A 14,855-nucleotide genomic window follows, 5' to 3' on the forward strand; every position below is an offset into this window, starting at 1 on the left:
GGACGCATTTCACTTCTCCTTGGATTACGAAAATCTTCCTTGGATTCTATTTTTCGGAATCACATCCGTTTTTTTGTTCAACGGAAAATTGCCGGGTTTAAACGAACTTTACGTTTTGGGCGGTTTTTTTCTCGTGTTTTTGATCCTGTTTTTTTTATTTCCGGGTGGAATCGGGTTCGGAGACGTTCTGTTCGCTCCTGTTTACGCATTGATCGCAGGCCACCCTTGGTGGATGTTCTTTTTAAACGCTTCCTACATTCCGGCCGTTTTATTGACGATTATTCTTCGGGAAAGAGGAAAAAGTTTGCGCAAGGCTCCGATTCCTATGGGTTTGTATTTCGGAATCGGCCTAATGCTCACTTTTTTGAGTAGAGTTTTTTTTGAATCTGATCTGGCTCCGTTTACCTTATTTTCAGAATATTCAGAAGAATGAATGCGAAAAGGAATCGTATCCAAGTTTTTCAGCCGAAAGCTGTATTTGGCTCGGCATTGCGTTCGAATATTTTTTCTTTTTTATCGAAGAACAAAATGGATCTGCAATTTGCAAGCCCTTGATTCGAATACCGTCCTGCAAATCCTCGCTTAATAGTATTTTAACGTGAGTTCTGCGTAACAAATGCGAAAGCGATTGAAGCGTGAACACAGGGAATTCAAGCCGCCACCGCTCTCAAACTCTGCATCTCGCTTCCATAATAAATTGTAACTAAAAACGAAATATCGCATTACGTTTCTTTCATACAATCTATTTGACTGGGGCCCGGCCTTTGCTTGCAAAGGCCGGATTCGTTCAAACTTTCTTATATCGAATTCACATTACTTTAATTTTTGTAAAAGATTCTGATAATCAGAAACACCTTTGGCGGAGTTTAAGTAGTTCTTTGGTTTTATGTCCGTTACCCGATTAAAAATACACAACCCTCATATCCAAACCCCCATGAGTCACATGAATCGTATCGGTTTTGATTCCCATACTACGGATCAGAACGGACCAACACTCTTCGTTCGGACAAAGTACAAAACCGCCGATCTCGGAAGGAAGCTCCCACCAATGTGTCAATCTTTCACCCAACTTTCTATAAAAAGCGCTCGAAGAACCGATCCCCAATCTGAGTCCGTAAGGCGGATTGAGAAGCATCCAGACCCGTTGACGTTTTCCTAAGGTATTCCAAACCTCCTGCGGGGAAAACAGAAAAAAGTCGCCTTCATTTTGAACAAAACGAAAAGAATCGTAAAACCCATATTGCTTTAGAAAATCCTGATATACTTTCATCCTATTTTTAGTATATTCGAAAGTCTCCCCGTTCAACTCGTTCCACCAGATTCCGATTGGGCTCCCGACGAAATTCTTCAGTGTTTTCTTCTTTAAAAAATCCCAGGTAGTTCTCGGAAATTCCTCCATATCTTGAAACAGATATTCCCTCGAATAATGAGGAAAACAGATTCCTAAAATCGAATCCACAGATTCTCGAATCAATGTTCCGGTTCCCGCAAACGGAACAAAAACCGCGTCCGGATCAGGAAGTATTTTGTGCATTCTCTCGATCAAATATCTCGCAAGATCTTCTCGAATCGGAGCGGACTTGGAAAGAAATTGAAAGTTTCCTCTTTGATTAAGGGGCTCTCCGGAAAGACTAACGCTTAAAATGATTTCGTCTTCCACCAAAAGCGCACTGAGTTCCGTAGTTCTATGATTTTCGGAATTTGCGTCCGCTTCCCAAAGCCTCCTCAAATCCTCAAGAGTCCATTCTGTCCGTCCTTTTACCTGAGGACGAAATTGGAGATTCCATTTCTCCGGAAGAATTTTAGATTTTCTTAATGAAGATTCAAATTCCAGAAAAGAAAAGGATCGTTTAAACGGATACATTCCCAAATTCAATCGAAAATCCCTTGTCCAAGGAATTCTTACTAGTAATTCGAGTGCCTGTCTAAAGTTCGCATTCTCGAGTAAAATCTTTCCGGACAAAATCTTTAAAAGCGGAGTTTGTGCTTTTGGAAGATAAGAATCCGAGATGATCTTTTTCGCGATCTGTTCGGTTTCTTTAGAAGACCCGGTTGGAAGTAAATACTCCCATCTTCTCAATTGACCCGATTTAAACTTTGGAAACTTCCAGCGCATTAGACGCAGAATGAAAAATGGGGATTTGAATGCCTATCTGAAAATTTTTCCCACTTTAGAAACTATCTCGAAAATTTCTTAGAATGATCTGAATTTTAAACAAAGATAAAGTATTTTTTAGATAACTTTTAGAAGTATTCAGACGCGTTCCTTTTTTCCATTTTTTTTGAGCGTTTCGAATTCTTTCAAAGATACGACCCGGCCGTCCACAAGATGAATCTGTCTTTTTGTTTTCGAAGCAAAATCCGAATCGTGAGTAACCACAAGAATCGTAGCTTTCGTTTCTCGATTGACCTTTTCGAGAATGTTCATAACCGCCTTCGTGTTCGTCGAATCCAAGGCCCCTGTAGGTTCGTCCGCAAAAATGTATTTCGGATTCATCACAAGTGCGCGTGCAATCGCAACTCTCTGCGCCTGACCTCCAGACAAACGGTTAATTCGATAGTCCATTCTATCCTTCAGATCGAATTCCTCTAAAAGATATTCCGCATAACTTTGACATTTCTTTAAAAGTCCGGCTTTTCTTGCAGGCATCAAAACATTTTCGATCGCGGTAAACTCGGGTAATAAGTAATGAAACTGAAAAATGAATCCCATTCTTTTATTTCTAAAATCGTGGATTTCTTCCTCATCCATCCGATAGATATTTTTTCCGTCGATCTCGACCGTTCCCGAACTCGGAGGATCCAAAGAACTAATCATATACAAAAGGGTGCTCTTTCCGGAACCGGACTTTCCCGTTAGAGAAACATAATCTCCTTCCTCGATATCCAAGCTGACCCCTTTGATGATTTCCGAATTACCGAAAGTTTTTCTAAGGTCATTTACGGAAAGGCTTACCGCTTGCATCCTATTCTCCTCGTATGATTTCGATCGGTGATAGTTTTCCGGCGGATCTTGCGGGAATCCAACTCGCGATCAAAGTGGCAACCATCGATTGCGCAAACGCCTGCAAGTAAATCGCGGGGGCAAAAGAAACGACCATCGTTGTAGCTTTTGCGGAAAAAAGCGGATTTGTAAACGGAAGCGTTTCGATTCTGATACAAGCCAAAAATCCGATCAACAATCCGATAATTCCTCCTGAAAGTCCCAAAATCAGACCTTGTAACAGAAAAATCATCAATACTTCGTTCGGTCTGTACCCGATGGATCTAAGAATCGCGATCTCTCTTTTTTTCTGATTGATAATCACATTCAGAATATTATATATTCCAAATCCAGCAACCGTCAAAATAGCTGCCGTCATAGAATATCGAATCGCATCCTGAAGTTTAAAGATGGCAAAAAAACTCGTATTCGCTTCCTGCCAGCTTAGAACTTTTTCGTCTCCCATATTTCTCCATTCTTCCGCTTTCTGGAGTGAAAGATTTACGTCCTTTAGGCGAACGGCTATATCCGTGACCATTCCGGACTGAGCCGTCAAAAGCTGAACTTCGGATAACAATCCATAGGCGATGCTATCGTCGAGAGCCTTGTTTCCGGAACGAAAGATTCCGGCAATCCGAAACGGAGTTTTGTCTTGATAACCGGAAGAAATCCATACCGTTTTGTTCAACCCGAGTCCGAGAAATTTCGCAAGCCCATCTCCTAAGATGATCCTATTTCCCGCAGATAGGGACTCCACACTTCCTTCCGTAATATAATCGGCGAGAGGTGTGACTTGAATCTGTCTGGATGGAATGATTCCTATGATCTTTCCGGTTTCCTGGTTGGAACCGGAAAATAAAAATACCCGCCCGCTCACCTGCGGAGAATATGCCTGCACCTCTTTATCTCGATCCAATCGTTCGTACCAGAGGCTCGCTTTGTTTAGATGTGTGGAACCGCGTTTTCCGGAAGGAGGGGAAAGCCAAAACACGTTTTCCCCAGGAAACAAATCGTCCATGGAATCCGGTTGAATGATTTCTTGTCGAGGACTGATTCGAACGTGACAATCCGCGTTGATCAGCTGATCGACGAGATATCCCCTAAATCCGAGAAGAACTCCGGAAATGATGATAAAAGCGGCCGTACCTAAAACAATTCCTGAAAGTGTCGTCAAGGTTTGTTTTCCTCTGACAAGCATTTGCCTGATTGCGATGAACAACATTACGGAGCCTCCGAAAGTTTATCTCCGGCTCGAACATCCCCTTCTTTCACTTCGATAAATTGCTCCGATTTTAATCCGGGCGTAAAAGGAATCTCTATCGATTTACCATTTCTGAATATTATAATTTTACGTTTCTTTTCGTATTTTCTAGGGACAAGAATCACGTTTTCCCTATTTCCGATTTCGATCGCGACATCCGCACTCATCCCGGGAAGAACACCTTCAGGAAAATATGTCGTTTCTATCCTTGCAAAAAACTGACCGGCTCGCGAAAATGTTCCTTGTACACGTCCTTGTGCGACCTCGTTCGGCTTTCCTTCAAAACGAATCAAAGCTTTTTGTCCCTTACGAACCGAAAGTAGAATCTGTTCATCAAGCGCTACGATAAGATATTTGGATCCTATTCCCAATACTTCGATCGCGAGAAGATTTTGAAAGGCCACTTCCCCCTCGTGATAACCTACATCGGAAACGATCCCTCGAATCGGAGAACGAACAATGGTTATTCCTTCGAGTTGAAGCAAAGCCTGACCCGGTACTACTTCATCCCCTTCCAAAACAAAAACCTTCGTAATTTTAGTAGGAACTCCAACTCTGAATCGAAACGTATTCAAAGAATGAACGGTCCCAAGCCCGTAAACCTTCTCCGCAACCGGACCGAGAACGGCTATGTCTTCTGCCTTATTTTTTTCCTTCATAGCTAAGAATAGAATCAAAAACAAAACAGGAAGAAGCGGCAAAAGTATTCGAAACGGGAAACGTAAGGTTCTGTATACAGAAAACCAAAATTTTATTTTATCGATTAAAACATTCATACAAATTCCTGATAAAAATCGGCCTAATACTAAGATTTCTTTTTTTTCTTCACTTTCGCCGCTGCAGGAACAGGTGATTTCTTCTTGGCTCTAGGTTTCAAAACTGGTTTTTCTTTCGTTTTAGTTTTAGGCCTAAGTCCTCTTGCTATAAACTCGATCGTTCTCTTCAACTCAACTTCCTGATCCGAGTAGCCTTCCGCTTCCGGTCTATAGAGAATTTCCGCAAATAAGATGTATCCGGCAATGTTAGTCGCAATCAAACGGAATACGGAATCGATCGGCATATCGACAATCATTCCCTTTTCTTGAAAGTTCCTAAGACGTTCCTTAACTTTAGGTGCCAGTTTTTCTTTGAAAACTCGTTTCAAAACGGCTTGGATCTCGAACGTGGTAGAAGCTTCCTGAAAAATGATTCGAATCAGATGCCTATTTTTTACTATGAACGTCACCCTTTCTTCGAAAATCGCCGTAAGAAATTCTTCTAAAGTCGAAAACTCCCGAGTAAAAATCGCCTGCAGTCTTTTGAGCGAGATCGGCGCAATAAAATCTTTCAGGATTGGCAGCACTAAACTCAGAAGAAGTTCTTTTTTACTCTTAAAATATTTAAAGATCAGCCCCTCCGCAACTCCGGCCTTTTTGGCGATCTCTCCCGTGGTTGCAGCGGAAAAACCTTTTTGAGCGAATATCTCAACTGCAGCCAAAAAGATTTTTTTTTGTCCTTCCGGCCAATTTCGATCAAGATCGATACTGTTTTGCACTTCTTCTTGTACTTGCAAATTCATAATAAGTGAGTGATTACTCACTTATTATGAAGACACATAAAAATCTGTCAAGACCCAAATTCTTTTTGATTCCCGATTTTTTCACGGCTATAGTTTCACAAACTTGAAACCCGAATCCACTTTTTGTATCACAAAGTGGCGCTCATAACGACAACAGAAGCAGCGTACCGATCCGTATGTGACGGTAGAACTCAAGAAACGTATTTTTAGGAATCGTATCCGAGCAAAAATATTTTTGACTTGAGTATCCACTTCCACTTAAACCTATTATTACTATAAGTTTCGAGATTCCAATTCTCAACCCATACCATACACAAAAAGAGTCAGAATGTTTCAACGTATCCCCACCCACTTAAAACTCGTCTTAGGTTATGTTCTCTACTTCGCCCTCATTCTCTTTCTATACAAGATCGCATTTCTTTCGGTCTATTGGTACCGACTCCAAGGCGTTTCTTTCAGAGAAGTCTTACTCGCATTTCTTTTAGGCTTTCGTTTCGATCTCGTAGTAATCGGAATGACCTTGGGATTATTCGCTCTTCTTTCCGTATTGCCGTACTTAAATCGATTCAAACTATACCGCTTTTTTTGGGGATACACTCCGATCCTTTTAGGAATTTGGATGATTGCACATCTGATCGCGGACATCATTTATTTTGAAAACGCAAACAAACATATCGGTTATGAAGGATTCGTATTTCTCGGAAAAGACTTAGGTGTGATTCTGAAATCGGCGATGGAGCAAAACACGGTTACATTTTTGATCGGAATCTCATTCTTACTGTTTTTTCTTCCCTTGTCGACATGGTTATTTCTCAAATACAACCCGTATCGATATCGGAAGGAATCTTGGAAATCCACATTATTTCAGATCTCGATCGTTTTGGCCGTTACGATCATTGCAATTCGGGGAGGCATTCAAGAATCTCCCATAAGAGCTACGAATGCAATCGTTTCCGGAAACAACTTCGTAAACAATATCGCGCTCAACGGCGTTTTCACTTCGATTATGGACTTAAAAAGTCAGTCCATCCCGAAATTTCTAAAATTGGAAACGAAGGAAGCAATAGAGATCGTAAGAAAGGAAATTTCCTATCCGGGCTCGGAATTTGTCAGCGATAAATATCCGATCTTACGCGTTCAACAGGAAACTAATCCTGGAACTCCTCCCAATGTAGTCTTAATCATGCTTGAAAATTGGACGGGAAAATTTATCAAACCGATCTCGAACGGGCTTGTGGACGGAAAAGAAGTCACGCCGTATTTCAATCAACTTTTAAAAAAAGGAAGATTCTATAATCGGTTCATCGCTTCCGGCGGAAGAACCACAAATGGAATGATGTCGATCCTTACCGGAATTCCCGACCGCCCAGGTCTGACCGTAGTGAGAACGCATCAAGTTCTTGGAAACTTTTCCGGTATCGGTAATATTTTCAAAAGAATGGGCTATGATACTTATTTCGTGACCGGTGGAGATCTAAGTTTCGATAATAAAAGCACTCTTATGCCCCACTGGGGCTTCGATACCGTACTCGGGGAAAAGGAAATCGCAAAGTTAGGAAGATTTCAACTAGGCGCCTGGGGATACGACGACGCAGACGTATTACAATTATTGCATGAACGAATTTCTGCTTCTAAAAAACCGATCTTAGGTCTTGCTTTGACCCTGACAACCCACTACCCCTACAGAACTCCTTCGAAAAAATTCAGAATTTTTGATCCTTCCACAAGAGATTACGATTTTTTAAACGTTTACAATTACGCGGATTGGGCGATTCATAATTTCATCACCCAGGCAGAAAAATCGAAATACTTCAAGAACACTATTTTCGTTTTTGTTGCGGATCATACCCATCACAGATATTTGGATTACTACGAGGACAGAAACGTCCCATTTCTGATTTATGCTCCGGGAAGAGTTTCTCCTGCGTTAGACGAAACTATCGCTTCCCAATTGGATATAATTCCGACAATCCTGGGACTTGTCGGTAAGAAGGCGGTTTTTTCCTCTATGGGAAGAAATCTCTTAGCTCCGAGGAGAACTCAAACAGCCTACTTTGCTTATGGAAATTTATTCGGCTGGATCGAAAATGATCTTTTTTATTTGAGATTTTTCGATGGGAAAGAAGATCTTTCTTACAATATCAATCCGCCTCGTGAAAAAAACAACTTTTGTGACCGGGATCCGAAGGTCTGCGATGAAATGAGCAAAAAGGCAAAGGCATATCTAAACTTAAGCTATGAATTGTTGAATCAAAATATCGTTTTTCCTTCGGAAACCGAACTGCAAAAAGTAGTATCTACTAAAACGAATCCGTAGACAACAGAAACTATCTCAAAAATACTTTATTTTTCTTTAAAACGCCGATTCCAATCGTTCTAAGATATTTTTGAGATAGCGTCTAGAGCTGTTGAAAAATTCCACAATTCAGATTTACAAAACTGCTTTATTCGACCGTTTCCGTGAAGCAGATGAAGATTCATTTTTCAACAATTCTAATATATATATATCGCAAAAGGCAAACAAACTGTCACTTTTATATTTTTTCTTATTGAGCCGTTATCCCGAGAACTTACTTAATGTGAGGTTCGTAGAGAAAGTTTATGTGAATAAAGCACTAAACCCCAAAATGATATAGATTTGTATGATTCTTAAATGTAAGACAGTTCGAAAATGATATTCTTGAATCGACAAAACTAAGAAGGTCCGGTCGAAGATCGATCTGTCGGTATAAAAAGATACGCCTTTTTTTAAATTAAAAAAGAATGATATTTATCTTCTTCTATCGTGTTCTCGCAGGAAATTTTGAATCTATTAAAAATTTAAAAAGCCACAAATAGTAAAGTTCTTTGTAAGAATCAAAGTTTAATTCCGGAAGCGGCATAAAGATCATAACAAAGACCACATTCATCCAATTGCCTACGGATCTCTCGTTTTTCTCCCAAACTCAGACCGGGCCAGAGGTTCTTTTTTTCATACGGATCCGTTTGAATATCATAAACTTCTTCATCCGGCGGAAACGAATTGAGACGAAGCATATAATGCAAATTCCCTTTGATATAACTCATTCCAACTCGATAAAGAGAAGTTTCGTTATTATTCGCGATAAAAATACGACGGCCTTCCGGAAGATTAGAAAGAAGAGAAGCCCCTTCCAATTTTGAGAGATAACTTTTTATCTCGGGTTGATTAGAAACGCCTAATATTTCCGCGACGGTCGGTATTAAATCCGTATTGGAAACGTTTTTATCGATATTTTTTTTCAAACGCTCCTGAAAATGATTTTTTTCCTTCGGCAGGAAAAACACCATTGGAATCGCCAAAGTTTCAATATGATTACTTTCTATATGACCTATGTAGTTGTGTTCGAAAAGCGCCTCTCCATGATCGGAAGTAAAGATCACAAGAGTATTTTCCATCAGTTTTTCTTCATTCAAAAAATGGAATACTTTTTCCAAAAGATGATCCAAATAACGGACGGAATTATCGTACGGCGCAAAGGTATCCCTACCGATCGGAAAATAAACAAATTCTTCCGGAACGATGTAGGGAAAGTGATTCGTATTCAAATGTAAAACTCCGGCAAAATTGCGACCCTTGCTTTTGAGAAGTTTCACTTGATTTTGAAATTCGGTCACCGTTTTACGATCATCGATCCCTATATCATTAAAAACACCGAGTCCGCTGATTTCCTTATTCCATAAAAAATCGATTCCCGCATTTCTAAAAAAACCTGAAAAATTGTTCCAACGAAAACTATGACTCGAAATGTAAAATGTGGAAAGCCCCGCAGCCTTCCCGTATTCCCAAAACAAAGGAAAACTATGGGTCATGGAAACAGGTTGAATCGGAGAAACTCCCGACAACAAACTCGGAACCGAAATCAATGTGGAACTTGCATTCGAAAATACTTTTTGAAAAACCACAACGGATCCATTCTGAGTATTTTGTGCCCAACGATTCAAAAACGGAGTCGTATCCTTACTATAACCGTAAAGAGCCATATTCTTTCTACGAAGACTCTCGCCTAGAATGATTAAAATGTTTTTTCGAAACGGATTCGGACTTTTGTTCAACTTGGGCTTATTTCTCGATTGTAATCCCGCGGAACCGAGTCGATCTCCCGTAAGAATATTGTAAATGTTCCGATTGATAAACGAAATCGAATTTGTGTCCGAGACGTAAATCTGGTCGTTGAACCGCGTATTGTTGTGAAAAAAAGCGGTAAGAATCAATACCCCAAAAAACAAACCAGAATAAATGCTCCTCGTAAATCGAACCGGTTTAAAATTCGCCGACACAACCCTCAAACTCAGAAACGCCAAAATGAAAATAAGTAAAAAACCGATGAGACTCGAAATCGTAAGTCCACCCTTGAATATAGTCCAACTATTAAACGGTTCTTGAAAAATATAAGAAAAAACAAAGAAATTCGGCATGATTCCCGCATATAGAAAATATCCGTAAGAACCGATTATACAACTTGAATAACCGAAGGCGGAAAATACCAGGATGCTCCAATACGCTTTTTTCTTTGATGCGGACAAAAGAAAAGCAAGAGAAAAAAGCAACAGAGAATAAATCAAAATCGAATAAAAGAAAGAAAGGAAATAATAATACCACTGTAAAACCTCCATCTGGCTCAGAACTTTCCACCGCAATCCGAGATCTACGAATAGAATCAGAGACGGAATGAGAAAAATGAAAAAAAATCTGAATCCGGACTCGGAAATAAAAGAATAAAAATTATCCCATTTTTGCTTGAATAAAAAAAACAAAAAATACTCCGTTCTTGCTTGAAATAAAACTGATCTTATCTTAATACGAAATTTTATTTTTTATTCGGATCATAAACCGAAAGGAAACATTCCAAGCTCCATATAGTAAGCAATTGCTTACATTTTATCTTTAAGAACGTCTTAGAAATCAAGTTTTTTTCAAATGGATTTTAAAAAATACTCTTCCCTACAAAGGGAGTCTCAATCTTATAATTGATTTAAGGAAATCTGATATTCCATCTTGGATTGAACCGGTCGGCTCTATCAATACTTCGAGTAAACTCCCCCGTTTAAGGTGAACAGGGCTTATAGGAATCAAGGATAAAAAGCATCGCCCATAAAAACACTATCATGAAAACTTCAAACAAAACGCCGCTGAGGTTTTGATAAAGACAAAAAAGTTATTAATCCCGGTTTCAAAAGACTTGGAAATCTTCGCTTTGTATTGGTATAAGAAAATCTTGGCGAATCGCTCGCAACTTGAAACGCTTTCGTAAAAAGCGTTTCACCTGAATTTTTCAAACTAAATTGATATCCTCTATGAATCCCAGCATAATACTCGTTTTCTCATTAGAGTTGTTGAAAAACTAATTCTCTGTCCGTTTCTGCTTTGTTGAAATGGATGTTTGAAGCGGTTTTGTTAATCCGAATCATGGAATTTTTCAACAACTCTATTGGTCATATCGAACTCACGTTGTTTAGGATCGGAATCCGACTGCACGTTCGGATTTCCATCGTTTTGCAACAGAAAAATTCGATCTGCAAGAAAAGCAATGAGACGTCAATTCTTTCTAGATTCTATCTCGTCTATTTCCTTCGGAATCATAGAAGTCAGATTCAAAGGATTGGAACCCTGTACGAGAACATCGTCTTCGATTCGAACTCCGATCCCTCGGAATTTTTCCGGAATTTCAAGGTCGCTAGGATCGAAATAAAGTCCGGGTTCGATCGTAATCACCTGACCACTTTCTAATTTTTTAGAGGCCCCGTTCTGATAATAAGTGCCCACGTCGTGAACGTCCATTCCCAAATAATGACTGGTCCTATGCATATAATATTTTTTGAATGTTCCTTGTTCTAAGATGGAGTCGGTCGAACCTCGTAATAAACCTAGATCTTTCAAACCTTCCACGAGTGTTCTAACAGCCTGTTCATGAATCGCGACGAATTCGACTCCTTCTTTTGTGTTGGACACGGCCTCCTTTTGAGCCTTTAAAACGACTTCATACACCGCTTTTTGTTCGGAAGAAAATTTTTTACCCACGGGAAAATTTCGAGTAACGTCCGCGGTATAATATCCTTTTTCAGCACCGCTGTCCACAAGAACGAGTTCGCCGTCGTTCAACTTACAGTTGTTAGATGTATAGTGTAGAATTGTAGCATTCTTTCCGCCGGCGACGATATGTCCGTAACCTCCTCCCCAGGCTCCGTGTTTCAAATATTCGGATTCTAAAATGGCTTCAAGTTCGTATTCGTACATACCGGGTCTGGATTCTCTCATAAGCCTTTCGTGGCCCAAAGCGGTAATTCTAGCCGACTCTCGAAGCGCATCAATCTCCATTGGAGATTTGAACATACGCATCCAATGTAAAAAATCGGGAGACTCGATTCTTCTCGGTCCGAATTTTCCCTCCCTGGATCTTTGATTGAGAGAATAAATCCATTCGATGAGTCTCGTATCTCGAACTAGATTTTTTCCGAAAAAATGATATAAAGTATGTTGATTGAGGAGAATCTCATCCAGTTTTGATTCCCATTCCGTCGTATCAAACGACTCGTCAAGCCTTAAAAGTTCTTTTGCTCTTTCTTTTCCGACTCTAATCCCGGTCCAAATCTCCTTTTCCTTATCCTTGGGAAGAACAAATATAGATTTATAAGAATTTTTTAATATTATAATCCCATCGGATTCGTCAAGACCGGTGAGATAATAGTAATCGGAATCCTGACGAAATTTATAGTCCACGTCTCGATTTCGGATTAAATGAGAAGCCGCAAAAACGATCAAAACCTCTCCGTCTTTGAGCTTTTTCTGAACTTCTGCGATTCTTTCTCTATAAAGGGCATGGGTCATTTTACATCTCCTCTTTCCAATTGGATCGCCGCTTCAAACATTTTGTCCACATTCTGCTCCTTCATACAACGAAAATGTCCTTCCGGACAAACCTTTCCGCCGTGAATCCCGCAAGGACGACAATAAAGCCCCTGGATCTCGGAAATAAAGAAAGAATCGGCAAGAGGAGTATAACCGAAATCGGAAATAGTTGCACCAAAAACAGCTAACGTGGGAATATTAAACGCGGAAGCGAAATGAATTGGAGAAGAATCGTTACTGATCACCAAAGCGGCTTTGGAAACCAAAAACGAAAGTTCGGGTAAGTCGGTTTTTCCCGCAAAATTAATTCCGTAACCGGCGCCTACTTCTTCACAAAGCTCGATATCCGCTTTGGAACCAATAAGAACCACTTTTTTTCCGGATTCTTTTGCAAGACGTTCTCCTAAAACCCTAAACTTAGAAGCGGGCATCCGTTTCGTTTCCCAAACCGAACTCGGCGCGAGTAAAACGTAGTTGCCGGGTTCAAGTCCATTCTCCCTCATCAAAACTCGAATTCGAAAAACGGATTCTTCGCGCCAAAAAAGTTCAGGACGTTTTTGTATTTTAGTATATTCCTCTCTATCGTATAACAAAGAAAAAAGTTTTTCCACCTCGTGCATTCCTCGAATAGATCTCGGAACTTTTTTAGTGAGTAAAAAAGAAAAACCGGCGGATTCGTAACCGATTCTCACCTTGGCCCTACTAGCAAACCCGATCAAAGTGGAACGAAAGGAAAAATGGGGAAGGATACAAAGAGTATAACGTTCTTTTCGGAGACTCCACAAAAAGCAAAAAAATTTCCACAAAGATCTTTTAAATTCCTTCTTATCCAAAGGAATCAGTCTGTCTATATAAGGGTTGGCTTCCAGCACACTTTCTGTACCTTTGTTGACTACGACCGTAAGGTGCGAATTCCGATATTTTCTTTTGACTTCCCGAAAGAAGGAAGTCGTTAAGATCAGATCTCCTAAAAATGCGGTCTGAACCAGAAGTATTTTTTCATTCACTGTTAAATTCCGTTCTAAACTTTGGAGAGAATCGTCGCAAAATTGTTTATCCCCAAACCGCCGATCGAAAGAGCCAAACCGTTTTGGAAACGTTCCTCTTTACACATCCAAGTCTGTAATTCCGCAATTTGAGCAAGGCCCGAAACTCCCACAGGATGTCCCCTCGTTTTCAAACCGCCCGAAGCATTGATCGGCAGTTGTCCATCAGGATGAGTTTTACCCTCTCGCACATAACGCAAAGCCTTCCCTTTTGGAAAAAGTCCCGCATCCTCGGCGCCGATCAACTCAAAAGGAGTAAATGCATCGTGAAGCTCGGCAATCCGAATCTGCTCCGGTTTTAAATCGGCTTCTTTATACGCTCCCGCAAATGCAGAAACACTGGAAGGAAAACTTAAAAAACCCGGAGGAGAAGAAAGATCCCCGATCCCGTGACCGATTCCGCGAACCTCGAGCCGTTTGGGAGATTTCGCTTCTTCGGAATCGAGTAATACGGCACAACTCCCGTCGGAAAGAGGAGAAATATCATACAGACAAAGAGGACTCGCAAAAAGAGGAGAATTAAAATATTCTTCTTCTGTAATATTCTTTCGAATATGAGCCTTTTCGTTCTTCAGACCGTTATCGTGCAACTTCTTGGAAAGAGCATACAAGTCCTTACGACCGTATCCGTACTCGTGCAGATAACGTGTCGCTATCATTCCCCCGCCTTGAGCCATGGACATCGCAAAACCTTTTTGACGCTCGGACAAAACGCTCCCTAAAAGAAGATTGTTTTGCTCCCTTTCCAAACGACTCATCACTTCGGTAGCAATTACAATTCCTCTTCGAAACGCTCCTGATCGCAAAAAATAAACGGCGGTATGGAAAGCACTCGCTCCCGATGAAGAAGCTGTCTCCGTTCTAATGGTAAATAAATTCTTTAAACCAAGGCTTTCCTTAATTCTTGCGGAAAGAAAGATCTCTCCCGTGTATCTTTCGGGAGCCATTGCAGCAAAAATAAGAAACTGAGGTTCAAATTCAGGATTTCTTTCCAAAAGTTGAATTGCAGTTTGATAAGAAAGAGAATGATAATCAAGTGCAGTTTTACCGAAAGGACTGAGTTCCGAATCGAGAATAAAAACGGGCGAAGACATCGGAGTCTATGTTTTTTAAAATTGTGAGATTGAAAATCAAAAAAA

At 40.3% G+C, this 14,855-nt stretch carries 11 protein-coding genes (1 of these 11 only partly in view); 2 read left to right on the forward strand and 9 right to left on the reverse strand.

Features of this window, described 5'->3' with window-relative positions; translation table 11 throughout:
• Nucleotides 1–433: the 3' portion of a prepilin peptidase gene (locus tag CLV95_RS06230; protein ID WP_002734564.1), read on the forward strand. It extends 416 nt beyond the left edge of the window; 433 of the gene's 849 nt are visible here — the last part of the coding sequence; its start codon lies off the left edge, out of view; its stop codon occupies nucleotides 431–433.
• Nucleotides 434–901: 468 nt separating this feature from the next.
• Here CLV95_RS06230 and CLV95_RS06240 read toward each other — a convergent pair whose 3' ends face one another.
• The 5 genes from CLV95_RS06240 to CLV95_RS06260 form a co-directional block, all read right to left on the reverse strand.
• Complete coding sequence (locus CLV95_RS06240) at nucleotides 902–2,116, reverse strand: hypothetical protein (protein ID WP_002734359.1); 1,215 nt, start codon at nucleotides 2,114–2,116, stop codon at nucleotides 902–904.
• A 138-nt stretch (nucleotides 2,117–2,254) separates the two neighbouring features.
• Nucleotides 2,255–2,965, reverse strand: coding sequence for an ABC transporter ATP-binding protein (locus CLV95_RS06245; RefSeq protein WP_002726143.1), 711 nt, complete (start codon nucleotides 2,963–2,965; stop codon nucleotides 2,255–2,257).
• A 1-nt stretch (nucleotide 2,966) separates the two neighbouring features.
• Nucleotides 2,967–4,205, reverse strand: a complete 1,239-nt coding sequence (locus tag CLV95_RS06250; protein WP_002734330.1) for an ABC transporter permease — start codon at nucleotides 4,203–4,205, stop codon at nucleotides 2,967–2,969.
• Nucleotides 4,205–5,020 (reverse strand): efflux RND transporter periplasmic adaptor subunit, encoded by an 816-nt coding sequence (locus tag CLV95_RS06255; RefSeq protein WP_002734532.1) that lies wholly within the window; start codon nucleotides 5,018–5,020, stop codon nucleotides 4,205–4,207. The genes CLV95_RS06250 and CLV95_RS06255 overlap by 1 nt, the downstream gene beginning before the upstream one ends.
• A 29-nt stretch (nucleotides 5,021–5,049) precedes the next feature.
• Entirely contained in the window at nucleotides 5,050–5,802 is a 753-nt protein-coding gene (locus CLV95_RS06260; protein WP_002726303.1) for a TetR/AcrR family transcriptional regulator, read from the reverse strand.
• Nucleotides 5,803–6,130: 328 nt separating this feature from the next.
• Between CLV95_RS06260 and CLV95_RS06265 the strand changes: the two genes are divergently transcribed.
• Nucleotides 6,131–8,119 carry an LTA synthase family protein gene (locus CLV95_RS06265; protein WP_002734337.1) on the forward strand — a complete coding sequence of 663 codons (1,989 nt, stop codon included), beginning with the start codon at nucleotides 6,131–6,133 and terminating at the stop codon, nucleotides 8,117–8,119.
• A 539-nt stretch (nucleotides 8,120–8,658) separates the two neighbouring features.
• On the opposite strand, the gene CLV95_RS06270 is transcribed toward CLV95_RS06265, so the two are convergent.
• The 4 genes from CLV95_RS06270 to CLV95_RS06285 form a co-directional block, all read right to left on the reverse strand.
• A complete protein-coding gene (locus CLV95_RS06270; protein WP_002734535.1) occupies nucleotides 8,659–10,578 on the reverse strand; it encodes a phosphoethanolamine transferase family protein in 1,920 nt (639 codons plus the stop codon).
• 781 nt (nucleotides 10,579–11,359) lie between these two features.
• Complete coding sequence (locus tag CLV95_RS06275; protein WP_002726269.1) at nucleotides 11,360–12,649, reverse strand: aminopeptidase P family protein; 1,290 nt, start codon at nucleotides 12,647–12,649, stop codon at nucleotides 11,360–11,362.
• Nucleotides 12,646–13,677 (reverse strand): glycosyltransferase family 9 protein, encoded by a 1,032-nt coding sequence (locus CLV95_RS06280; protein ID WP_002734344.1) that lies wholly within the window; start codon nucleotides 13,675–13,677, stop codon nucleotides 12,646–12,648. The genes CLV95_RS06275 and CLV95_RS06280 overlap by 4 nt, the downstream gene beginning before the upstream one ends.
• 14 nt (nucleotides 13,678–13,691) lie before the next feature.
• Nucleotides 13,692–14,810, reverse strand: coding sequence for a thiolase family protein (locus tag CLV95_RS06285; RefSeq protein WP_002726318.1), 1,119 nt, complete (start codon nucleotides 14,808–14,810; stop codon nucleotides 13,692–13,694).
• Nucleotides 14,811–14,855: the final 45 nt, after the last annotated feature.

It is taken from the genome of Leptospira borgpetersenii serovar Javanica, assembly GCF_003046425.1.
In the GTDB taxonomy this organism is placed as follows: Bacteria; Spirochaetota; Leptospiria; order Leptospirales; family Leptospiraceae; genus Leptospira; species Leptospira borgpetersenii.